The following is a 23549-nucleotide window of genomic DNA, read 5'->3' as shown; positions in this document are numbered from 1 at the left end:
CAGCACAATCTACGGAACACCCGCGGCGTCAGTGCTGTGAGAGTGCTCCCAGCCGGTGAACGCGCAGGGTGTTGGTCGAGCCGGGGGTGCCGGGCGGGGAGCCCGCCACGATCACCACGTCGTCGCCGGGGCTCAGCCACGGCAGCCCGACGAGGGCCATGTCGACCTGCTCGAACATCTCGTCGGTGTGCTCGACGAACGGCACGTCGAAGGTCTGCACGCCCCAGCTCAGCATGAGCTGGTTGCGGACCGTCGGCTCCGGCGTGAAGGCCAGCAGCGGCAGCTCGCAGTGCAACCGGGCGAGCCGGCGGACCGTGTCACCGGTCTGCGAGAACGCCACCAGCGCCTTGGCGCCGATGTTCCGGGCGATGTTCGAGGCGGCCGACGTGAGGGCACCGCCCTTCGTGCGAGGGTCGTGCTGGAGGCGCGGCACCGACAGTGAGCCGCTCTCGGTGGTCGCGATGATGCGGGCCATCGTGGAGACGGTGAGGATCGGATACCGCCCGACGCTGGTCTCGCCGGACAGCATGACCGCGTCGGCGCCGTCGAGAACCGCGTTGGCGACGTCGGACGCCTCGGCGCGGGTCGGTCGCGCGTTCTCGATCATCGAGTCGAGCATCTGGGTGGCGACGATGACCGGCTTGGCCTGCTCGCGGCACAACTGCACCGCGCGCTTCTGGACCAGCGGCACCTGCTCCAGCGGCATCTCGACGCCGAGATCACCGCGGGCCACCATGACGCCGTCGAACGCGTTGACGATCGGCTCCAGCGCCACCACCGCTTCCGGCTTCTCGACCTTCGCCAGGACCGGACGGCGGATGCCCTCCTCGTCCATGATCTCGTGGACGAGCTTGATGTCGTCGGGCGAGCGCACGAACGACAGGGCGATCCAGTCGGCGCCGAGCCGCAGCGCGAACCGCAGGTCCTCGGCGTCCTTCTCGGAAAGCGCCGGGACGCTGACGGCGACGTTGGGCAGCGAGACGCCCTTGTTGTTGGAGACGGGACCGCCCTCGGTGACGAGGACGGTGATGTCGTTACCGGTGACGCCGGTCACCTCGACGGCCACCTTGCCGTCGTCGATGAGCAGCCGGTCGCCCGGCTTCACCTCTTGTGGAAGTTTCTTGTACGTGCAGGAGACGCGGTCGCGGGTGCCGAGGATGTCGTCACTGGTGATCACCGCGGTGTCACCGGTGCGCCACTCGTGCGGGCCGTCGGCGAAGCGGCCGAGGCGGATCTTCGGACCCTGGAGGTCGGCGAGGACGCCGACGGAGCGGCCGGCGGCGACGGCGGCCTCCCGAACCAGGTCGTACACCGAGGCGTGGTCCTCATGGCTGCCATGGCTGAAGTTGAGCCGCGCGACGTCCATCCCGGCGTCGACAAGGCCACGGATCCGCTCGGCTGACGAAGTCGCCGGGCCGAGCGTACAGACGATTTTGGCGCGTCGAGTCACACCACGAAGGCTAGCCCCTCCGAGCGGCAATCGTCCGCTTGCCCCGGAGTCACGTCATCAGTTGAGATGCCGTCCACCGGTGATCTTCCTGTTGTCCGCCCGCCGGCTACGGCTCCGGCCCGGTGAACGCCTCCGCGCGCGCCCGCCCGTCGACGCTGTGGCTGAAGAGGCGGGAGTCGCCGTCCGGGGTCTGCGTCTGGCCGGTCAGCGTCGAGTGCGCCGGCAGCGCCGAGGTCATCTCGGCCCGCAGGCGCGGCAGTGCCGTCGGGTGCGTGTCGCGCAACCAGCAGACCATGTGCTCGCGGACGAAGCACCGCAGGTCCCACAGCCTCGGGGCGTCGACGGCGCTGACCAGGGCGCGCAACTGCATCGCGCTGCCGGTGGCCTCGACCACCTGCAGCACCGAGACCCGCCCGTCCCACAGGTCCGTCGACTCGAGCGCGCGGCGGAGTTCCTCGCGCATCTCCGACACCGGCAGCCACCAGTCGACCTCGAACAGCACGGAGCCGAGCAGGGCCGCCTCCGTGCGCGTCCAGTTCTCGAACGGCTTCTCGGTGAAGTACGAGCTCGGCAGGATCAGCCGCCGGTCGTCCCAGACGTGCACGACGACGTACGACAGCGTGATCTCCTCCACGCGGCCCCACTCCTTCTCGACGATCACCACGTCGCCGAGCCGGACGGCGTCGCTGAACGCCAACTGGAGGCCGGCGAACATGTTCCGCAGAACACTCTGCGCCGCCAGACCGGCGACGATGCCGACGAACCCGGCGGAGGCCAGCACGCTCGTGCCGAGGAGACGGGCCTGCGGGAACGTCGTCAGCATGACCGCGACGGCCAGCACCGCGACGATGGCGACGGTGACCCGCCGGATCATGACGATCTGGGTGTGCACGCGCCGGGCCGTCCGGTTGTCGGGCACGTCGGTGCGGAACCGCGCGAGCGCGGCGTCCTCCGCGACGACGAGCAGCGACGCGACGAGCCATGCGACGGCCCCGATGATGACCAGCTTGTCGACGTGCAGGAAGGCCGGCCGCCAGGTCGCCCCGTCGGCGGTGTCCTGCACCGAGAAGTACACGGTGCAGAGGACGACCACCCACTGGATGGGCCGGTGCGACCGGTTGGCGAGTTCGGTGGACAACGGCGAGCGGCGGCCGAGCCGCAGCAGTATCCAGTGCGCCAACTGCACCGCCAGCAACGCGATGAGCGCGGCTCCGAGGGCGATGCCGAGTGGCATGAGCGTCTCGATGAGCGTGTCCCGCATTTGACGCGACTTACCCGCTTGGGTGAGGTCAACACCGTTCGTCATGGTGACGAACGTCGCGTGGGGACCGCCTGTGTCATCACCCGTTGCGGAGGGTCGCGGGCAGGTCGCACGCCTCCAGGCCGCGGTCGTAGCCGTCGAAGAACGACGCCGTACGCTGGGCCGCCGAGCCGTGTGCACCCTCCTGGAACCACGGCTCGTCCGGCGGGTCGCCGACCGAGAACAGGCCGTCACGCAGTTCGTCCAGGTCGCCGGTCTCGATTGAGAAGTCGCCGACCTTCACCGACTCCCCGATGTACGCACCGGCGAAGCAGTCCGCCTGCAACTCCTGATGGATCGTGAACTGGTACTGGATGCCGAGCCGCTGCTGGATGCCGTGACCGTATTCGTGACCGAGCAGGTAGAACACGAAGGCGTCGCCGACCTGTTCGTACACCTGCTCCGACCAGTTCACGTCGTAGGCGATGAAGTCGCCGATCGGGCAGTAGGCGGCGTTGCGCACGGGGATCGGCTGAAACCCGCAGGACAGCTCGCCGTCGAAGCGGTAGGGGACGATCCGGGAGATCGGCCGGAAACCGACGATCTTGCCGCTCCAGTACCGTTCGGCGACCCGAACGGCGACGTCGAGATCAGCGGAGAAGCTGTCCGGATCCGCGGACGCGGGCCGGGCCGGGGCGAGCAGCAGCACGACGCCGGTGAGCGCCGCGAGGAGCAGACGAGGGCCTTTCATGGCCGGGGAGTACCCGGGGAGCGGCGCTCCCATGAGGACCGCTCCCGACTTGCAACCGAGTCAGGCCGACAGCGCCGCCGCGGCCGGGTCGACAGGTGACGGCAGGGTGCCGTCACCACCCAGGTACGCGTGGATCGAGGCGGCCGCGGCCCGGCCCTCGGCGATCGCCCACACGATGAGCGACGCGCCGCGGTGCATGTCACCGGCGACGAACACACCCGGCGCGCTGGTCTGCCAGTCGCCGCCGGCGTCGATGCCGCCGCGCCGGTTGCGGGTGAGGCCCAGCGAGTTCAGCAGCGTGCCCTCTTCGGTGCCCTCGAAGCCGATCGCCAGCAGCACCAGCTCCGCCGGGTACTCGCGCTCGGTGCCCTCGACGACGGTGACCCGCCGGACACCGTCCACTCTGGACACCTGAACCTCGGCGATACGCACGGCCCGCAGGTTGCCGTCCTCGTCGCCCTCGAACGAGGTGACCGCGACGGCGAAGGCGCGGTCGCCGCCCTCCTCGTGCGCCGGGTAGTTGCGCAGGATCCACGGCCAGGTCGGCCACGGGTCGCGCGACTCGTCCCGCTCCTGCGGCGGCATCGGGTACTGGTCGAGCTGCAGGACCGACCTGGCGCCCTGCCGGTGCGCGACACCGAGGCAGTCGGCGGCCGTGTCGCCGCCGCCGATGATGACGACGTTCTTGCCCGCGGCGGTCACCGACGCCGACGGCACCTTGCCGGCGACGACCCGGTTGGCCTCGACGAGGTGCTCCATCGCGAGGTGGACGCCGGGCAGGTCCCGCCCCGGCGTATCCGGGGTGTCCCGGCCGGCGAGCGCGCCGCAGGCGAGCAGCAGCGCGTCGTGCGACGCCCGCAGCTCGTCCACGGACACGGTCACGCCGACGTCGACGCCGGTCCGGAACTTGACGCCCTCGGCGAGCAACTGCTCCAGACGGCGATCGATGTGCTCCTTCTCCAGCTTGAAGTCCGGGATGCCGTACCGGAGCAGGCCGCCCAACGCGTCGTCACGCTCGTACACGGTCACGTCGTGGCCGGCGCGGGCGAGCTGCTGCGCCGCCGCGAGCCCGGCCGGGCCGGAGCCGACGACGCCGACGCTCTTGCCGGTGCGCTCCGGCGCGGGGCGCGGGGTGACCCGGCCCGCCTCGACGGCCCGGTTGATGATCTCGACCTCGACCTGCTTGATCGTGACCGCCTGGCCGCCCGCGATCGACAGCACGCACGCCGCCTCGCACGGCGCGGGGCACAGCCGCCCGGTGAACTCCGGGAAGTTGTTCGTCGCGTGCAGGGTCTCGATCGCGAAGTCCCAGTTGCCGGTGCGGACCAGGTCGTTCCAATCCGGGATGCGGTTGCCCAGCGGGCAGCCGTCGTGGCAGAACGGGATGCCGCAGTCCATGCACCGCGCCGCCTGCTCGGTGATGAGCTCCTCGGACGCCGGCGGGTAGACCTCGCGCCAGTCCCGCAGCCGCACCGGCACGGGCCGGCGGGACGGGAGCCGCCGGCCGTACCGCAGGAAACCGTTCGGGTCAGGCACGTGCCACCGCCATGACCGCCGCGTCGACGTCACGGCCGGCAGCCTCGGCGGCCCGCAGCGCCTCCGTCACGCGCTCGTAGTCGCGCGGCATGACCTCGGTGAACTCGCCCAGAGACGCGTCCCAGTCGGCCAGAATGCGCGCGGCCACCGCGGAGCCGGTCTCGTCCAGGTGCTGTGCGACCAGCGAGCGGAGCCCCGCCGCGTCGGTCACCGGCCGCAGGTCGACCAGCTCGGCGTTGACCAAGGACCTGTCGAGGCGCCACACGTAGGCCACGCCACCCGACATGCCGGCCGCGAAGTTGCGGCCCGTCGGCCCCAGCACCACGACGGTGCCGCCGGTCATGTACTCGCAGCCGTGGTCGCCGACGCCCTCGACGACCGCCGCGGCGCCGGAGTTGCGCACCGCGAACCGCTCACCGGCCCGCCCGCGCATGAAGAGCTGGCCGGCGGTCGCGCCGTAGAGCACCGTGTTGCCGCCGATGATCTGGTCCTCGGCGACGAACGGCGCGGCGTCGTCGGGCCGGACGACGAGCCGGCCGCCGGACAGGCCCTTGCCGACGTAGTCGTTGGCGTCGCCGAACAGCCGCAGGGTGACGCCGCGGGGGACCCACGCCCCGAACGACTGCCCCGCCGTGCCGCGCAGCGTAACGTCCACCGCGTCGTCGGGCAGGCCGGCGCCGCCGAACCGGCGGACGATCTCGCCGCCGAGCATCGCGCCGACCGACCGGTGCTCGTTGCGCACCGCGATCTCCAGCTTGACCGACTCGCCGGCGTCGAGGGCCGGGGAGATCGCCGCGATGAGCTGGTTGTCCAGCGCCCGCTCCAGCCGGTGGTCCTGCTTGGTGGTCTGCCGGCGCACCGCGTCGTCGGCGAGAGGGGGAACGTGCAGCAGCGGGGTGAGGTCGAGCCCGCCGGCCTTCCAGTGGTCGACAGCCGGACGGACGTCGAGCAGCTCGGTGTGGCCGATCGCCTCGTCCAGGGTGCGGAAGCCCAACTCGGCCAGGTAGGTGCGGACCTCCTCGGCCATGAACCAGAAGAAGTTCTCGACGAACTCCGGCGAGCCGGTGAACTTCTTGCGCAGGGCCGGGTTCTGCGTGGCGATGCCGACCGGACAGGTGTCGAGGTGGCAGACCCGCATCATGATGCAGCCGGAGACGATGAGCGGCGAGGTCGCGAAGCCGTACTCCTCCGCGCCGAGCAGCGCCGCCACGATCACGTCGCGGCCGGTCTTGAGCTGCCCGTCGACCTGGACGCTCACGCGGTCGCGCAGCCCCGACAGCAGCAGCGTCTGCTGGGTCTCGGCGAGGCCCAGCTCCCACGGCGTGCCGGCGTGCTTGAGCGAGTTGAGCGGCGAGGCGCCCGTGCCGCCGTCGTGGCCCGAGATCAGGATGACGTCGGCCTTCGTCTTCGCCACGCCCGCCGCGACCGTGCCGACGCCGACCTCGGACACCAGCTTGACGTGCACGCGGGCGGCCGGGTTGACGTTCTTGAGGTCGAAGACGAGCTGCGCGAGGTCCTCGATCGAGTAGATGTCGTGGTGCGGCGGCGGCGAGATGAGCCCGACGCCCGGCGTGGCGTGGCGGGTCTTCGCGATCCACGGCCAGACCTTGTTGCCGGGAAGCTGGCCGCCCTCCCCGGGCTTCGCGCCCTGGGCCATCTTGATCTGCAGGTCGTCGGCGTTGACCAGATATTCGGTCGTGACGCCGAACCGGCCGCTGGCGATCTGCTTGATCGCGGAGCGGCGGCGCGGGTCGTGGAGGCGGTCCACGTCCTCGCCGCCTTCGCCGGTGTTCGACTTGCCACCGATCCTGTTCATGGCGATGGCGAGCGTCTCATGGGCCTCGGCCGAGATCGAGCCGTACGACATCGCGCCCGTCGCGAACCGCTTCACGATCTCGGTCGCCGGCTCCACCTCGTCGAGCGGCACCGGCGGGCGCACCCCGGTGCGCAGCTCGAACAGCCCCCGCAACGACCCCGCCTGTCCCGCGAGCTCGTCGACCTTCGCGGTGTACCGCTGGAAGACGTCGAACTGGCGGGACCGCGTCGCGTGCTGGAGCAGGAAGACCGTCTCGGGGTTGAACAGGTGCAGCTCGCCCTCGCGGCGCCACTGGTACTCGCCGCCGACCTCGAGCCGCCGGTGCGCCCGCTCGGCCTCGTTGGCCGGGTACGCCCGCTCGTGCCGGGCGGCGATCTCGGCGTGGACCTCGGCCAGGCCGATGCCGCCGATCTTGCTGGGCGTGCCGGTGAAGTACCGTTCCACGAGCCGCGGGTCGAGCCCGACGGCCTCGAAGACCTGGGCGCCGCAGTACGACGAGACGGTGGAGATGCCCATCTTGGACATGATCTTCAGGACGCCCTTGCCGAGCGCCTTGACGTAGTTGTGGATCGCCTTGTCGGGGTCGAGGCCGGGCAGTGCACCGGTGGCGATGAGGTCCTCGACGCTCTCGAAGGCGAGGTACGGGTTGACGGCCGACGCGCCGAACCCGGACAGCAGGGCGACGTGGTGCACCTCGCGGCAGTCGCCGGACTCGACGACCAGCGACACCTGCGTGCGGGTCTGCTCGCGCACGAGGTGCTGGTGGACGGCCGCGGTGAGCAGCAGCGACGGGATCGGCGCCAGGTCGGCCGTCGAGTCGCGGTCGGACAGCACCAGGATGCGAACGCCGTCCTCGATCGCCTCCGACACGCCGCGCATGATCTCGACCAGGCGGCGCTTGAGGCCGTCCGCGCCGTCACGGACCGGGTAGAGGCCCGAGACCCGCACGGCCTTGAAGCCGGGCAGGTCGCCGTCGTCGTCGATGTGCACGATCTTGGCCAGGTCGTCGTTGTCGATGACCGGGTACGGCAGCGCGATCTGCCGGCAGGAGGCCGGGCCCGGCTTGAGCAGGTTGCCCTCGGGGCCGATCGTCGCGCCGACGCTGGTGACCAGCTCCTCCCGGATCGCGTCCAGCGGCGGGTTGGTGACCTGCGCGAACAGTTGGGTGAAGTAGTCGTACATCAGCCGCGGCCGGGTGGAGAGCACCGCGACCGGGGTGTCGGTGCCCATCGAGCCGAGCGGCTCGGCACCGGTCCGGGCCATCGGGCCGATGAGGATCTTGAGCTCCTCCTCGGTGTACCCGAAGGTCTGCTGGCGGCGCTGGACCGAGTCGTGCGTGTAGACGACGTGCTCGCGCTCGGGCAGTTGCTCCAGGTCCATCAGCCCGGCGTGCAGCCACTCGTCGTACGGCTCGGCCCGCGCCAGCTCGGCCTTGATCTCGTCGTCGGTGCGGATGCGGCCGGCGGCGGTGTCGACGAGCAGCATCTTGCCGGGCGCCGAGCGGCCCTTCGCGACGATCGTGGCCGGGTCGAGGTCGAGCACGCCCGCCTCGCTGGCGAGGACCACGAGCCCGTCGGCCGTCTGCCACCAGCGGCCCGGGCGCAGGCCGTTGCGGTCGAGGACCGCGCCGACGACCGTGCCGTCGGTGAACGCGACGCTCGCGGGGCCGTCCCACGGCTCCATGAGGCACGCGTGGAAGCGGTAGAAGGCCCGGCGCCGCGGGTCCATCCGCGGGTCGTTCTCCCATGCCTCCGGGATCATCATCAGCACGGCGTGCGGCAGGCTCCGGCCGGCCAGGTGCAGCAGCTCCAGCACTTCGTCGAAGTTGGCGGAGTCGGACGCCTCGGGTGTGCAGACGGGGAACAGCCGGCGGATGCTGCCGGGCAGGTTCTCGGTCGCCAGCAGCGCCTCGCGGGCGGCCATCCAGTTCCGGTTGCCACGGATCGTGTTGATCTCGCCGTTGTGGGCGATGATGCGGTAAGGGTGCGAAAGCTCCCACGACGGGAAGGTGTTCGTCGAGAAGCGCGAGTGCACCAGCGCGATCGCCGACGTCACGCGCTCGTCGGACAGGTCCGGGAAGAACGTCACGACCTGGTCCGGGGTGAGCATGCCCTTGTACGTGATCGTCCGCGACGACAGCGACGGCAGGTACATCTGGATGCCCCGCTCGCGGGTCTCCCGCTCGGCCTGCTTGCGCACGCAGTAGACGACCCGCTCGAGGTCGAGGCCGGAGAGCACCCGACCGGGCGCGCCGAGCTTCTCCGCGCTCAGAAACACCTGGCGGATCCGCGGCATGGCGGCCAAGGCGGTGGCGCCGAGGTCGGTGGGGTCGGTCGGCACGTCCCGCCAGCCGAGCACCTGGGCGCCCTCGACCAGCGCGTACTTCTCCAGGACCCGCATCGCCCGCTCGGCCGCCGCGTCGTCGGTCGGCAGAAACGCCAGACCGGTGGCGTAGGAGCCCACGGCCGGCAGCTCGAACCCGGCGACCGCACGCAGGAAGGCGTCCGGAATCTGGATCATGATGCCGGCGCCGTCGCCGGTGTTGGGCTCGGCACCGCGGGCGCCCCGGTGGTCCATGCGCCGCAGCGCCGACAAGCCCTTGAACACGACATCGTGCGATTTGCGGCCGTGGATGTCGGCCACGAAAGCCACCCCGCAAGCGTCGTGCTCGAAGGCAGGGTCATACAGGCCCTGCGGCTGCGGTCTGGGATACCCCATCGAGCCTCCTGACGTCATCGAGTGCGAGATCGGGACAACGTCGGCCCTGAGGAGAGGTCTTGCCAGTGTACGCGAAGAGCGGGCGCTGTTCGCACGGTCATGGGTGGCATGTCCGAGCGCCCGCTTCGTACGCCGTCGAACAACGTACAGCCTGTCGTCCGGCCGAACCTACTGCGCGAGCTCGTGAAAAATCCCACGAGCAGCAGGCCGGAAACCCTGTCGCAGCGTGTTATCGAATCGGTACGCAACCCGGAGATGGCCGGGACACGTCCAAGGAGCGGATGGCTCGCCCCCTCCGTTACTTCCTACGATGACACATGGCAAGATCGCCAGCCACCGTACGGTTCGACCGGTCGCGCTTCGCCCATCGCACCGGGTGGCACAAACCAGGGATTCGCCGGCCTCGGAACCGATGCATGCTCTAGCCCGATGAAGGAGGTGTGGACATGGGAGTCTCCGCACGCGCACTGGCCACGATCACCGCTCTGACGAGCCTGGTCGCCCTCTCCGCTTGCAGTTCCGACGCGAAGCCCAAGTGGAGCGGGACCGGCGGCAGTGCCGGCGGCCCCTCGGCTTCCGCGTCCGCCGGGTTGCCCAAGGCGACCTTCGCCGCGCCCGCCGACGGCGCGAACAACGTCTCCACCGCCGCCGAGTTGTCCCTACAGGCAAGCCCCGGCGCCAACGCCGCGGTCACGCTGACGGACACCGCCGGCGGCACGGTGGCAGGCTCGTTCCGCCCCGACGGAGCGACCTGGGTCCCCGCGACGCAGCTCAAATACGGCACGCGGTACACGGCAACCGTGACCTCCGCCGGCGACGCCGCCGGCACCAAGGTCACCTTTACCACCATGGCCAAACCCGGCAAGACGGTCAACGTCTCGACCACCCTCTCGGACAACAAGGTGTATGGCGTCGCCATGCCGATCGTCGTCCGGTTCGGCTCGAACGTCCCGCAGGAGCTGCGGGCGAGCGTCGAGAAGCGGCTGCTCGTCGACAGCGACCCGCCGCAGGTCGGCACCTGGCACTGGTTCAACGGCGGCGAGGTCCACTACCGCCCGAAGGAATACTGGCAGGCCGGCACCAAGGTCAGCGTGCGGCTGGCCACGGGCGGCCTCCAGCTCACCAAGACCGGCTACGGCACGCGGGACGTCACCAGCAACTTCACCATCGGTGACAAGATCGTCATGACCACCGACGACAAGACCAAGCAGATGACGGTCGAGAAGAACGGCGAGGTCATCAAGACGATCCCGGTGAGCCTCGGCAAGCCCAAGACGCCGTCGTCGAGCGGGCACATGGTGGTCATGGACAAGCAGCAGTCCGAGCTGTTCGTGTCGACCGACCCGTCCGACCCCTACCGCGAGACGGTGTACTGGACGCAGCGCACGACCAGCGGCGGCGAGTACATCCACTCGGCCCCGTGGTCGGTCGGCGACCAGGGCAAGCGCAACGTCTCGCACGGCTGCACCAACGTCTCCGAGGCCAACGCGAAGTTCCTGTTCAACCTGACGAAGATCGGCGACGTCCACATCGTCAAGGGCACGCCGCGCAAGCTCGCCTGGGGCAACGGCTGGACCGACTGGGACAAGCCGTGGAGCGAATACCTCAAGGGCAGCGCGCTGCCCCCGCCGGCCGAGACGGCCACGGCCGACCCGAGCGCGTCCGCCGCAGCCGTGAGCTGACCCTGGTGGCATTCCGGGTCCAGGACCGCGGAGTGTCACCAAGCTCAAGCTGGCGGCGCCGTCACAGCACCAGAAGCCCGTCGGTCTGCGCGCTCCGCGCGAGCGCCGAGAGTGCCGAGTCGGCGTCGACGAACGGCAGGTAGGGCAGGTCGTACGGGTGGGTGCGCAGCACCTGCGTCGCATGGTGCGCGGGCACCATGCCCGACGGGTACGCCCGGGCGCACCGCCGGTCGACAAGGCTGTGCCGGGAGGCGAACGCCGCGATCGCCTCCCACTCCGACAGGTGCGCCACCGTCGGCAGCGGCATCCCGGGCGGCTCGGGCAGCACCTCGACCGACGTGTACGGCTCGCTGCCCGCGAGCCACCACGACAACGCGCGGACGGCCGAGCGCAACGGGTGCTCGCACCAGTAGGGCACGAGCCCGGCCCGGATCACGTGCCACGGGTCGATGAGGCGGCCACACTCCACGACCAGCCGGTTACCGGTGCGGTCGCCGCCGCGCAGCCACTCGCGGTACAGGTCGGCGACCGCGCCGCTGAGCACGTCGGGGTGCCGGTAGAGGACCTGCCGGACCGGGTGCCCGTGCGCCGTCGCGAACCGGCGGAGGTCCTCGACGAGGCCCCGGTCGACGCTGCGCTCGCCGTCGCTGTCCTCCGGCTGGTTCGTACCGCCGTCCCTGCGGTCGTAGTAGTCGCTGGGCATCAGGCCGCTGGCCCGGCTGCCGAGCTGGAAGGTGTACCCGCCGTCGCCGCGCATCGTCAGCCAGCGGCTCACGTCGCGGACGACCAGGATCGGGGCGTCCGGCGTGAGCCGCTCGGCGACGAACTCGCGGTACGCCGTGGGGAATCGCCGCCAGCGGACCACGGCGTAGGCGGCCGCCGCCCCGGACCAGCCGCGCCAGACCGGGTCGAACACCTGGCGGACGGTCACGTCGGCGTTGGCGCCCAGGACGTCGCGGGCGAGGCGCTCCCCCTCGACGGCCGGGTGTTCACTCGTCGCGGCGTCCGGCGTCGGCACCTCGAACGAGACCGGCAGCCAGGGCACGCCGAGCGCCAGCGCGAGGTGCACAGCCGCGCCGTGCGGCGACCCGACGACCAGGCCGTGGTAGCGGCCCTCCGGCAGGTGCCCGACCAGCCACTCCGCGACGAAAGCCGCGTTCAGTTCCCGCTTCGCGTGCCGGCCTCGCGGAGGGCTCCACTGCGGGGTCGACACCGCCGGTCTGGGCACCCCGCGCCGGAACGCCAGCGCCCGGCCCGATGCGATCGCAAGGGTCGTCCCCAGGCCGTTGGGCCACAACAGCTCGATGTCGCGCGCGGACTCGACCCGACGCCTCATACTTCTCCCGTCGCCGATGGTGCAGCCGGTCTGCCCAGGAGCCGGGGCGCTAAACCCCCTCGTGGCGTGGCGGCGAAGGAACCCGTAGACTCGCTACACATGAAGGCGGACGCGCTACGCGGGCATCTCGACGCACTGTTGCTCGCGGTTCTCGACGGCGAGCCCCGCCACGGCTATGCGATCATCGAGGCCCTGCAGGAGCGCAGCGGCGGATCGCTCGCGCTGCCCACCGGCACCGTCTATCCGGCCCTGCGCCGGCTGGAGCGTGCCGGTTACGTCGAGAGCGCCTGGTCGACCGTCGGCGGCCGGGAGCGGCGCACCTATCGCCTGACCAACGCCGGCCGCAAGGTCCTCGCCGAGGAGCGCTCGGCCTGGCAGGAGTTCACCGCGACGATCGGCGCGGTGCTCATGCCCCCGCCGGCCACCGCGTAGTCAGCGGCCCCGGTCCGGCCTTCCCGGGCCGCGGGGTCGTGTTCGCGAAGCTCACGCACCGCACCGCGAGCAGGCCCGCGTAGCCGAACGCGGCCAGGTTGACCACCATGCCGATCAGCATCGGCGGCCAGGTCGCCGCGGCCGGCCACTGGTAGATGCTCAGCACGAACACCGTCGCCCCGACCAGCCCGTGCAGGCCGAGGAACGTCATCGTGCCGAGCCCGACCAGGCGCGCATACCGCACGCCGTCGCCCAGGAATCGGCTCCCCCACGAGAAGCCCACGATCACCAGCGCCGCGATCGCGGCCGCGAGGAACGACGTGTACTGAAAATGGTCGACGAGCACCCAGTAGAAGTGGCTGGCGTTGTCGGCGCTCCACGGGGTGTCCCACCACATCAACGGCTCGAGCAGGTTGACGACGGGCAGGGCCAGCGCGATCCAGGCCGCCGTGCGACGGCCCTGAAGGTTGGCCAACTCCGCCTGGTAGGCCGGCACCACCTGCCGGTAGGTGCCGAACTCGCCGACGGCACGGCGCTCCGCGTCGACCCGGTCGAGCCCGGCGTCCTCGAACGCGTCCGCGGCGTCGCGCAGGCTGTGCCGCGCCTCCGTGACCATCTCGGCGCGATGCTTGCGGGGTCCGCGCAGGGCGGCGGCGAGGCCGTCGACATAGTGGTCGATCGGGCCGTCGGCCTTGCGCTGCGGGACCACCTCCACGGAGACAAGAATCCCACACCCGGCGAGCCCGGCGTCAACCGCGGCCGAGCCTGCCCGCCTCGACCCTGACCACGTCGTCGAACCGCGCGAGGTCCGCCTGCCGGTGGGTCACCACGACCACCGTCCGGTCCCCGGCGGCCCGCAACGCCGTGGCGAGCACCGCGTCCGCCGCCGCGGGATCGAGCCCTTCGGTGGGCTCGTCGAGCAGCAGTACGGGCGGCGCGTCCAGCAACGCCCGAGCGAGCAGCAGTCGCTGGCGCTGCCCGCCGGAGAGCTTGGCGCCGTCCTCCCCCACGAGATCGTCGAGCCGGTCGCCGTACTCCGGCAGGCCGGCGTCGCTCAGCGCGCGCCGTACGGCGTCGTCGTCGAAGCCGTCCCGCCAGAGGGCGACGTTCTCCCATACCGTCGCGTGGAACACGTGTGCGTCGGCGAACACCCCGCCGGCGACCCGCCAGCGCTCGACCCCGTCGGGGAACCCTTCGACCGCGCCCCGCTCGACCTCGACCCGACCGGCGATGACGTCGAGCAGCGTCGACTTGCCGGCGCCGCTGCTCCCGACGACGGCGACCCGCCGCCCAGCCGGAATGTCAAGATCAACCCCTTCCAGCACGCATTCAGCACTCCCCGGATACCGCACGCTAACCCCAACAACCCGCACCCTCACCCGCCCCCACCTCCCGCGTTGATCATGCAGTTGTGGTGCCGCGACACTCCCTTTCTGTCCGGGTTTGTCGGGCACCACAACTGCATGATCAACGCGGGAGGGAGAGCCGGCGTGGAGGGCCAGCAGGGCGCGGACGCGGGCCAGGGCGCCCCGGAGCTCGGACTGGCGGACCGCCGCGGACGCGAGCGGTACGACCACCTCGCCGACAGCGAGCGCGATCAACGCCAGCACCGGCGCGGCCGAGCCGCCGACGGCGAGCGCGATGCCGACCGCGAGTAGCGGTGGCACCAGCGCGGCGACCCCGCCGACGACCGCGCCGACGACCGCCGCGCGGGCCTCCAGCCGGGCGAGCCGCCCTCCTCGCTCGGCGGCCCGGTCGAGGGCGCGCGGCAGCGCACCGTACGCGGACAGCTCCGCCACTCCGTGCACCACGTCCACGGCCGAGGCGGTGACGTCACCGCGGGCCGCCGCGATCGCCGCCGATCCCCGGCGGCTCAGCACGTGCCCGAGCCAAGGCAGGATGATCCCGGCGACGAGGAGCCCGGCCGCGAGCACGGCCCCGGCGAGCGGCTCGACGGCCCCGACCCCGGCGACGGCCCCGATCCCGACCACCGCCGCGACACAAGCGGGCAGCACCCCGCGCAGGAGCACGTCCTGGACGGCGTCGACGTCGGAGACGACCCGGCTGAGCACGTCCCCACCGGCACGCCCCCTCCCGGCCGCACCACCGTCGCCCCGACCTGGCCCGGCCGCACCGTCGCCGTCCAGCCGGCCCGGCGCGTCCCCGCCGCTCCCGGCCGCGCCACCGTCGCCCCGACCCGGGCCGGCCGCACCGTCGTCATCCACCCGACCCGGCGCGTCCCCGCTGCGCCCGGCCGCGCCGCCGAGGTCAACCCGGCCCGACCGCTCATTGCCATGTCCGGATATATCGGATTTATCCCCCACGTTGACCGAGCGGTCACCCGGAGCCCGCGCCGCGAGGGCGGCGAAGACCCGGGTTCGGAGGTCGGCCAGGACCCGCAGGACGGCGTCGTGGCCGGCGAGGCGCTCGGCGTAGCGGAGGCCGCCCTTGAACAAGGCGAACGCGCGCACCGCGGCGATGGCCACCGCGAGGGCAGCCAGCGGCGGCTGTTCGGCCGCGCGGACGATCATCCAGGTGGCGGTGCCGACGAGGCCAATGCCGGCCAGCTCGGTCGCGACCCCGAGCAGCCCGGCGAACACCAGCCGCACCACCGCGCCGGCGCCCACCAGGCGCGAGACACCGGCGTAGGTCGTCATGCCGGCACCGCCGACGCCGTCGAGCGCTCCGTCAGCCGGCCGGCGCGGACGTCGACGATCCGAGTGGCGATCGGCAGCAGGGCCGGGCGGTGGGCCACCAGCAACGCCGTGCGGCCGGCGGCCAGCCGGGCGGCCGAGGCGATCACCGCCGCCTCGCTCGCCGGGTCGAGCCGCGCGGTCGGCTCGTCGAGCAGCAGCAGGCCGGCGTCGCGGCGCAGCCAGGCGCGGGCCATAGCGAGCCGCTGGCGCTGGCCGCTGGAGAGCCCGCGCACACCCAGGTCCGTGTCGTAGCCGTCCGGCAGCGCGCGCACGAACCCGTCCGCCTCGGCGGCGACGGTCGCCGCCACCACGTCGTCGAACGGCGCGTCCGGTGCGCCGAGGCGGATGTTGTCGGCCACCGTGCCGGCGAAGAGGTGCGGGCGCTGCGGCATCCAGGCGAGCCGCGCCCGCCACGCCGCCAGGTCGAGGTGGCTCAGGTCGACGCCGCCGACGAGGACACGCCCGGTGGTCGGCGCGGCGAAGCCCAGGACGAGCGCGAGGAGGGTGGACTTGCCGCCGCCGCTCGGGCCGACCAGCGCGACCCGGTCGCCGGGCGCCACCTCCAGCGACGCCTCGCGGAGCGCGACCACGTCGCCGTACTCCACGCCGACCCGGTCGAACACCAGGCCGCTGAAGTCCGGCAGGCGGGCCTCGGTGGTGGCCGGTGGAGGCCCGTCGAGCACCGCGAAGACCTCCGCGGCCGCCGCGAGCCCTTCCTGGCTGGCGTGGAACTTGGTGCCGAGGGCCCGCAGCGGGAGATACGCCTCGGGGGCGAGGAGCAGCACGACCAGCGCGGCGCCCAGCGTCAGCCTGCCGTCGAGCAGCCGCAGGCCGACCGGCACGGCGACCAGCGCGACGGAGACGGTGGCGACCAGCTCCAGTACCAGCGCCGAGAGGAACGCCAGGCGGAGCGTGCGCATCGTGGCCACGCGGTAGGCGTCGGCCATCTCGTGGACGCGGCGCACCTGGGCCCGTTCGCGACCGAACGACCGTAGTGTCGGCAGGCCCTGCACGGTGTCGAGGAAGTGGCCGCCGAGGTGGCTCAGCAGGTGCCACTGGCGTTTGGTACGGGCACCGGTCTGCCACCCGACGAGCGCGCCGAAGACGGGGATGAGCGGCAGCGTCAGCCCGACCACGACGGCGGACGCGACGTCGGTGGTCGCCAGCCAGCCGAGCACCGCGAGCGGGACGACGGCGGCGAGGAAGACCTGCGGCAGGTAGCCGGCCAGATAACCGTCGAGCCCGTCGACGCCCCGCCCGGCGAGGGTCGCGAGCTCGCCGGCGCGCTTGCCGGCCAGCCAGCCCGGTCCCCGCCCGGTCGCCTTCCGCAGCAGTTCCTCGCGCAGGTGTGCCTTCACCCCGGCGGCGGCCCACCCGGCCACGGCGTCGGCGCCGGCCCGCTGGACACCGCGCAGCACGACGGCGGTCAGGCAGACCAGCAGCGCGGCCCGGTCGAGCCGTCCGTCGACCGCCGCGACCAGCACGGCCGCGAGGCTCACGGCCTGCGCGACCACGAGGATCGCGGCCAGCAGCGCCGAGCCGGCCAGGACGATCGCGTATCGCCGGACATACCCGCCGACGGGCGGCCCGAGCCGCAGCAGTCGTTTGTCCACGTGCCCTACCAGTAGAGGGGGGTGGGCACTCTCTCCCGCCGCCGGAACAGCCACCAGCAGGAAACCTGCACGGCGACGAGCACCGGCAGCAGTGGCGCCGCGCCGAAGGCGAGCAGTCGCAGCGTGTCGCCGCCGGCCGCCGCGTCCTCGACGGTCACCGTCGCGCCCGGGTCCACCGTGGACGCTAGCACGCCCGGATACAGCGCTGATGCGACCACGACCACGGGTAGGGCGCAGGCCACAAGGGTCGCGCCGAACACCCACCGGGGCCGCAGCTCGGCCACTGCCACGGCGACCGCGACGGCCAGGGCGAGCAGGGTGGCGATCAACGGGTTGCGGATCGAGGCCGGGCTCTGCACGTACCATCCCCCGGCGACAAGGAGCACGACGGCGGCCGCGGCCGGCGCGAACCGTGCGGTGCGGCGGCGCATCCGCTCGCGCAGCGGGCCGTCGTCGAGTCGCCAGGTGAGGAACGCGGCACCGTGCGTGAGGACCAGCAGCACGTTCGCGAGCGCGGTGCCCCAGACGAGCGGGTCGCGCAGCGCCGGGAAGCCGTGGACGTGGCCGTCCGCGGTCAGCGGCACCCCGTGCAGCAACGTGCCGAGGAGCAGGCCCCAGCCGAGCGCGAGGGCCAGGCCGCTGACCGCGATCAGCGGGTCGAACGCACCCCGGCGCCGGCCCCGGCTGCGCAGTTGGACGGCGGCGTTGAGCGCGAGGAGCGCCATGAGGGTCACGACGATCACCGGATAGGCGGCACCGAACAGCTCGCCCTCCAGTCGCGGGAACGCGGCGACGAGCACACCGATCGCGCCGACGATCCAGACCTCGTTGCCGAGGAACATCGGCCCGATCGCGTTGAGCGCGCGGCGGCGGTCCGCGTCGCCGCGGATGGTGGGCAGGAGCATCGCGACGCCCTGGTCCAGCCCGCCGAGCGCGAAGTAGAGGACGAAGAGCAGGCCGAGGATGCCGTACCAGAAGGTGCTCATGCCGCCGCACCCGCCAACTGCGGCTCGGCCTCCGGCTGGGGCAGGAACTCGTCGCCCGGCCCGCGTCTGGCCTGCCTGGCGATCAGCCACCAGTCGACGAGCACCAGCCCGGCGAGCAGCACGGTGAAGCCGATCGTCGACCAGCGCAACGCGCCCGCGCTCATCGGTGACACCGCGTCGGTGGTCTTGAGCAGCCCGTAGACGGCCCATGGCTGGCGGCCTTCCTCGCGGACGATCCAGCCGGCGATCGCGGTGAGGAAGGGCACGGGGATGATCGCGGTGAGTACCCACAGCATCGGCCGGGCCCAGCGCCGCCTGACGATGACGTCGCGGACGGTCAGCACCTGCGCGACGAGCAGCACCAGGAAGAGCAGGTTGGCGACCTGGATCATCAGGCCGAGCGAGGTGCCGACCGCGCTGCTCGGCAGGTAGTCCCCCGGCCCGAACTTCGCGACCATCGCCGCCTGCTGCGCCACCGCCTCGTCGCCGCCCGCGAGTTTGGTCGGCTGGTAAGCGCCGATCGGGCCGAACTGCGCGTAGCCGAAGCCCACCGTGAAGAACAGGCCGACCAGCGCGACCGGCAGGCCCAGCCGCAGCGAGCGGCGGAACAGCTCGTCGTCGCTGCGGCGCTTGCGCAGGTGCCAGGCGCTGATCCCGGCGAGGAACATGCCGCCGGTGACCATCGCCGCGCAGACGGCGTGCAGCAGCGCGAACCACAGCGCGCCGTTGCCGAGCAGCGCGCCGAAGCTGGTGAGCCGCGCGGTGCCGGCGGCGTCGAGCTCGTAGCCGACGGGGTGCTGGAGGAACGCGTTGGCGACCATCACCCAGAACGCCGACAGCATCGCGGTCGCCGCGACGCCCCAGATCAGCGCCAGGTGCAGCCTCTTGTTCAGCCGTCCCCAACCGAAGATCCACATGCCGAGCAGCGTGGACTCCAGCACAAACGCGATGAGCGTCTCCAAGGCCAGCGGCGCGCCGAACACATCGCCGGTCAGCCGTGACAGGCCGCTCCAGTTCATCCCGATCTGAAACTCCATGACCAGGCCGGTCGCGATGCCGACGGCATAGTTGATCGCATACAGCAGCCCCCAGAAGCGGGCCATCCTGCCGTACACCGGATTGCCCGACCGCACGTAACGCGTCTGCATGATCGCGACGAGCACCACGAGCCCGAGCGTGAGCATCACGAAGAGGAAGTGCATCGAGGCGGTGAGCGCGAACTGGAGCCGCGCGTACTCGAGACCGCTCATGCGTGGGCCCGCAACATGTACCCGATCAACATATCGTCACCCTACATGTAGCCGCACGACTATGCAGCCCCATGTGGGTCGATCTTGCAGTCATGGTGCCGGGACACTCCCTGAACGACCGGTTTGTCAGGCACCACAACTGCAAGATCGATGCGTAACACGCCGGGGGAAGGCCAGGGGCACCGCGCTAGGCAGACCACCACGGGCCTGTGCCGGCGGGAGCGGGCGTTCCGGCAACAGCGTCGCCCGCCTTACCCAGCTCCGCCAAGCCGGGCCCCGCCAGCCGTTCCCCCAGCACAGACGCGGTCGCACCGACCAACTGCGCCAGCCGTTCCACTTCAGAGCCGTGGAAGGGTGGCGCTCCAGCGTCGCCGTCCGCCCCGCCGCGAGCGACGACAAGGACCAACCCTCCGCGCCGCATAGGCGCGACAGCAAGATGAACGCCGTCCGCTGCGCTCATCGCGCGGGGTCGGAGCGGTGTGATGTCCGCCTGTGGGGGAACAACCGGAGCGCGCCAACTGGCACAGACCACCGCGGTTTCGGACCATGCCTGGGCGCGCACGCCGCCGCCCGCCCAGTCGGCTCCCACCTGGATCGCGACCGCCCAGTCCGCACCGAACAGCGCGGGAGCCGCATCCACGACCGTTGCCAGGCCGTTTCGCGGATTCGCCGCCACCTGTCCGATGAGCGCGACCTCGCGGCCGCTGTTCGGCTCCCACAACTCCGTGCCGCGCCACACACCGTCGACGCGGACGCCTGGGATCGCCGCGAGACCGGCGAGGACCCGGTCGGCAGGAGCCGAAGCCGGCCAGACCACCGTGAAATCGTCCACCGCGCGGCCGCCGACCCGTTCCAGCACTACCACCGAAACGATGTCGGCGCCGACCACACCCAGCGTCCGGGCGACCTGCCCGAGTGAGCCGGGGCGGTCGGGCAACGCAACCCTCAGCCGTAGCAGCATCGAGTCGGCCTCCCGTTCGTCCTTGGCCTGAGGATGTACGCCGCCGTTGGTGTACGCCTTGCTCTCCGGTATCCGAACAGCCTGCCTACTGCCCGTTTCCGTACCGTTTCGCCCCGGTGTCGATGCCGGAACGTTGGTGAGCCCGCCAGACCCGACATTGACCGGCGAAGGCCCGTTTGGCGCTTGACAGACCATGCGTCCCACCATGGACTGATCGGATGACCACCCCGCCCGGTCTTGATCTGCCCCGCCTCGCGGCGTACCTCGACGCCAAGGCTCCCGGCCTGGTCAACGCGCCGCTGCGCGCCGAGATCGTGGCCGGCGGCCGCTCGAACCTGACCTACGTCCTCAACGAGGTCTTCGTGCTGCGCCGCCCGCCGCTGGGCCATGTCCTCGCCACGGCACACGACATGGCCCGCGAGTACCGCGTGATCTCGGCGCTGGGCGCGACCGCGGTCCCCGTGCCGGAGGCGCTCCTGCTCTGCACGGACGACAGCGTTCTCGGCGCGCCGTTCTACCTGATGGCGCGGGTGCCGGGAGTCGTGCTGCGGGATCGGTCGCAGACCGATCCGCTGAGCGAGGACGACCGGCGCAGGATCGCCTTCGCCATGATGGACACCCTCGCCCAGTTGCATCTGGTCGACTATGCGGAGGTCGGCCTGGCGGAGTTCGGCCGGCCGGAGGGCTTCCTCGAGCGGCAGGTCCGGCGCTGGACCGGCCAGCTCGACAAGTCGCGCAGCCGCGACCTGCCCGCCGCCGACACGTTGCGCGAGCGGCTGGCCGCGAGCGTCCCGGCGAGCCCGCGGACCGGCATCGTCCACGGCGACTACCGGCTGGACAACCTGATCGTCGATCCACACACCCTGCGGGTCGCCGCCGTTCTCGACTGGGAGATGGCGACCGTCGGCGACCCGCTGACCGATCTCGGGCTGCTGCTGGCGTACTGGAACGTGCTCAACCGCCTGAAGACCGGGGTCAACCCGATCGCGGACGGGCTCGGTGCCGACACCGGTTTCCCGAGCGGCGACGAGTTGCTGCGGCGGTATGCGCAGAGCGCCCCGCTGAGCGACGACCTGCACTGGTACGTCGCGCTGGCCTGCTACAAGCTGGCCATCGTGCTGGAGGGCATCCACTTCCGCTACATCCAGGGCAAGACGGTCGGCGCCGGCTTCGACCAGATCGGCGAACTCGTCCCTCCCCTGCTCGAACACGGCATCGCAGCGATCAACGGAGAGAGCTGATGGATTTCCGCTTCGACCCGCGCACGGCCGAGCTCCACGAGAAGCTCGGCGACTTCATGGAGGAGGAGGTGTACCCGGCGGAGCACGTCTTCGAGCGGCAGACGCGTGAGCTCGAGGACCCGTGGGCCCGCCCGCCGGTGATCGAGGACCTGAAGCGTTCCGCGCGCGACCGCGGCCTCTGGAACCTCTTCCTGCCCGACCCGGCGCACGGCGCGGGGCTCACCAACCTCCAGTACGCGCCGCTCGCCGAGATCACCGGCCGCAGCCCGCACCTGGCGCCGGAGGCGCTCAACTGCGCCGCTCCCGACACCGGCAACATGGAGGTCCTCGCCCAGTTCGGCTCGCCCGGGCAGCGGGACCGCTGGCTCAAGCCGCTGCTGGAGGGGAAGATCCGCTCCGCGTTCTGCATGACCGAGCCCGACGTCGCCTCCTCAGACGCGACGAACATCGGCACGAGCATCGTGCGCGACGGCGACGAGTACGTCATCAACGGCCGCAAATGGTGGTCCTCCGGCGCGATGAACCCCAACTGCGCGCTGTTCATCGTCATGGGCAAGACGGACCCGGCGGCGGAGCGTCACCGGCAGCAGACGATGGTGTGTGTACCGCGCGACACTCCCGGCATCACCGTCAAGCGTGGCATGCACGTCTTCGGCTACACCGACGGCGCGCACGGCGGCCACGCGGAGATCGTGTTCGAGGACGTCCGGGTGCCCGCCGACGCGCTGATCGCCGGTGCGGGCGAGGGCTTCGCGATCGCCCAGGCGCGGCTCGGCCCGGGCCGGGTCCACCACTGCATGCGGCTCATCGGCATGGCGGAGCGCGCGCTGGAGCTGCTCTGCGGCCGGGTCAGCCAGCGGGTCGCGTTCGGCAGGCCGCTCGCCGAGCAGGGCGTCATCCAGGAGTGGATCGCCGAGTCGCGGGTGCGGATCGAGCAGGCCAGACTCCTGGTGCTCAAGACCGCGTGGCTCATGGACGAGGTGGGCAACAGGGGCGCGCACACCGAGATCCAGGCGATCAAGATCGCGGTGCCGTCGATGGCCGAGTGGGTGATCGACAAGGCGATCCAGGCGCACGGCGCCGCCGGCGTCAGCCAGGACACCCCCTTGGCGGCCCTGTGGTCCCATGCGCGCACGCTCCGGCTGGCCGACGGCCCGGACGAGGTCCACCGCGCGTCCCTGGCAAGACGCGAACTCCGCAAGTACTCCTAACCCCACCCCCCACCCCTCTTCCCGCGTTGATCTTGCAGTTGTGGTGCCGCGACACTCCCAGGATGTCCCGGTTTGTCAGGCACCACAACTGCAAGATCAACGCGGGAAGAGGGGTGGGAGAGGGGTGGGGTCAGACGGGCGGTATGGGGATCGGGGCCTCGTCGTCGAGCCGGATCGCCTTCGGCGCCGAAGCAGCCGCCGCCCAGCCCACCGCGACGCCGCCCAGCACGGCCAGCGCGATCCAGCCCCACGGCTTGCGAGGCTTGCGGCCCGACAGCGCGTCGAGGGCCAGACCGGCCCGCCGCCACGCCTCGTCCGCCGCCGATCCGACGCGCTCGGACGCCGCGCCGTATCGGCTCGACGCCTCATCCGCGAGGTCCGACGCGCGGTCCTTCGCGGTGCCGCCGACCGCGCGGGCAGCGTCGGACGCCGAGCCGACCGAGGCCCGCAGGTATTCCCACGCGTCGTCGGCGACGCTCTCCGCGCGCCGCCGCCCCCGCTTCCACTGTGAACTCATGGTTCGCCACCTCCTCCGGTACCGAATGCCCGGGGTGGTGGATCCACAAACTCAGCGGAGGGTGTCGTGCAGCTCGCCGAGCGCCTGGAGCACCGTGTCGGGGCCGATCCAGC

The 23549-nt window shown here is 71.7% G+C and carries 17 protein-coding genes; 4 read left to right on the top strand and 13 right to left on the bottom strand.

Annotated features, from left to right (window positions below; genetic code table 11):
* Positions 1–28 precede the first annotated feature (28 nt).
* From pyk to gltB, 5 genes are all read right to left on the bottom strand, one after another.
* The gene (pyk, locus tag Drose_RS09285; RefSeq protein WP_260727761.1) at positions 29–1450 is read right to left on the bottom strand and encodes a pyruvate kinase; all 1422 of its coding nucleotides are present in this window, start codon (positions 1448–1450) and stop codon (positions 29–31) included.
* A 106-nt stretch (positions 1451–1556) separates the two neighbouring features.
* Positions 1557–2711 (bottom strand): mechanosensitive ion channel family protein, encoded by a 1155-nt coding sequence (locus Drose_RS09280; RefSeq protein ID WP_260727760.1) that lies wholly within the window; start codon positions 2709–2711, stop codon positions 1557–1559.
* A 79-nt stretch (positions 2712–2790) separates the two neighbouring features.
* Positions 2791–3441 carry a neutral zinc metallopeptidase gene (locus tag Drose_RS09275; RefSeq protein ID WP_260727759.1) on the bottom strand — a complete coding sequence of 217 codons (651 nt, stop codon included), beginning with the start codon at positions 3439–3441 and terminating at the stop codon, positions 2791–2793.
* A 60-nt stretch (positions 3442–3501) separates the two neighbouring features.
* Positions 3502–4977 (bottom strand): glutamate synthase subunit beta, encoded by a 1476-nt coding sequence (locus tag Drose_RS09270; RefSeq protein ID WP_260727758.1) that lies wholly within the window; start codon positions 4975–4977, stop codon positions 3502–3504.
* On the bottom strand, positions 4970–9511 hold the full coding sequence (gltB, locus tag Drose_RS09265) for a glutamate synthase large subunit (protein WP_390891352.1): 4542 nt from the start codon (positions 9509–9511) through the stop codon (positions 4970–4972). The genes Drose_RS09270 and gltB overlap by 8 nt, the downstream gene beginning before the upstream one ends.
* Positions 9512–9957: 446 nt before the next feature.
* Between gltB and Drose_RS09260 the strand changes: the two genes are divergently transcribed.
* The gene (locus Drose_RS09260; RefSeq protein ID WP_260727756.1) at positions 9958–11193 is read left to right on the top strand and encodes a L,D-transpeptidase; all 1236 of its coding nucleotides are present in this window, start codon (positions 9958–9960) and stop codon (positions 11191–11193) included.
* Positions 11194–11254: 61 nt separating this feature from the next.
* Here the strand turns inward: Drose_RS09260 and Drose_RS09255 are convergent, their stop codons facing one another.
* Entirely contained in the window at positions 11255–12529 is a 1275-nt protein-coding gene (locus Drose_RS09255) for a hypothetical protein (protein WP_260727755.1), read from the bottom strand.
* A 99-nt stretch (positions 12530–12628) separates the two neighbouring features.
* Here Drose_RS09255 and Drose_RS09250 point away from each other — a divergent pair, with 99 nt between their 5' ends.
* Positions 12629–12961, top strand: coding sequence for a PadR family transcriptional regulator (locus Drose_RS09250; RefSeq protein ID WP_238009774.1), 333 nt, complete (start codon positions 12629–12631; stop codon positions 12959–12961).
* On the opposite strand, the gene Drose_RS09245 is transcribed toward Drose_RS09250, so the two are convergent.
* From Drose_RS09245 to Drose_RS09220, 6 genes are all read right to left on the bottom strand, one after another.
* Complete coding sequence (locus Drose_RS09245; protein ID WP_260727754.1) at positions 12936–13676, bottom strand: permease prefix domain 1-containing protein; 741 nt, start codon at positions 13674–13676, stop codon at positions 12936–12938. The two genes, Drose_RS09250 and Drose_RS09245, sit on opposite strands and share 26 nt — an antisense overlap.
* Before the next feature lie 34 nt (positions 13677–13710).
* Entirely contained in the window at positions 13711–15618 is a 1908-nt protein-coding gene (locus Drose_RS09240) for an amino acid ABC transporter ATP-binding/permease protein (protein ID WP_260727753.1), read from the bottom strand.
* Positions 15615–17270 (bottom strand): thiol reductant ABC exporter subunit CydD, encoded by a 1656-nt coding sequence (cydD, locus tag Drose_RS09235; protein WP_260727752.1) that lies wholly within the window; start codon positions 17268–17270, stop codon positions 15615–15617. Before cydD ends, Drose_RS09240 begins: the two co-directional genes overlap by 4 nt.
* Before the next feature lie 5 nt (positions 17271–17275).
* Entirely contained in the window at positions 17276–18256 is a 981-nt protein-coding gene (locus tag Drose_RS09230) for a cytochrome d ubiquinol oxidase subunit II (RefSeq protein ID WP_260727751.1), read from the bottom strand.
* Positions 18253–19506 carry a cytochrome ubiquinol oxidase subunit I gene (locus tag Drose_RS09225; RefSeq protein WP_260727750.1) on the bottom strand — a complete coding sequence of 418 codons (1254 nt, stop codon included), beginning with the start codon at positions 19504–19506 and terminating at the stop codon, positions 18253–18255. The genes Drose_RS09230 and Drose_RS09225 overlap by 4 nt, the downstream gene beginning before the upstream one ends.
* A gap of 187 nt (positions 19507–19693) precedes the next feature.
* Positions 19694–20674, bottom strand: a complete 981-nt coding sequence (locus tag Drose_RS09220; protein ID WP_313900008.1) for an ACT domain-containing protein — start codon at positions 20672–20674, stop codon at positions 19694–19696.
* Between the two features lie 11 nt (positions 20675–20685).
* Here Drose_RS09220 and Drose_RS09215 point away from each other — a divergent pair, with 11 nt between their 5' ends.
* Positions 20686–21708 carry a phosphotransferase family protein gene (locus Drose_RS09215; RefSeq protein ID WP_260727749.1) on the top strand — a complete coding sequence of 341 codons (1023 nt, stop codon included), beginning with the start codon at positions 20686–20688 and terminating at the stop codon, positions 21706–21708.
* A complete protein-coding gene (locus Drose_RS09210) occupies positions 21708–22919 on the top strand; it encodes an acyl-CoA dehydrogenase family protein (RefSeq protein ID WP_260727748.1) in 1212 nt (403 codons plus the stop codon). Before Drose_RS09215 ends, Drose_RS09210 begins: the two co-directional genes overlap by 1 nt.
* Positions 22920–23049: 130 nt before the next feature.
* Here Drose_RS09210 and Drose_RS09205 read toward each other — a convergent pair whose 3' ends face one another.
* The gene (locus Drose_RS09205) at positions 23050–23436 is read right to left on the bottom strand and encodes a hypothetical protein (RefSeq protein WP_260727747.1); all 387 of its coding nucleotides are present in this window, start codon (positions 23434–23436) and stop codon (positions 23050–23052) included.
* Positions 23437–23549 lie beyond the last annotated feature (113 nt).

Source organism: Dactylosporangium roseum (genome assembly GCF_025264685.1).
GTDB classification, from domain to species: Bacteria; Actinomycetota; Actinomycetes; order Mycobacteriales; family Micromonosporaceae; genus Dactylosporangium; species Dactylosporangium roseum.
Note: the sequence above shows the minus strand (reverse complement) of the source record. Positions and strands in the feature narration are given on the sequence as shown.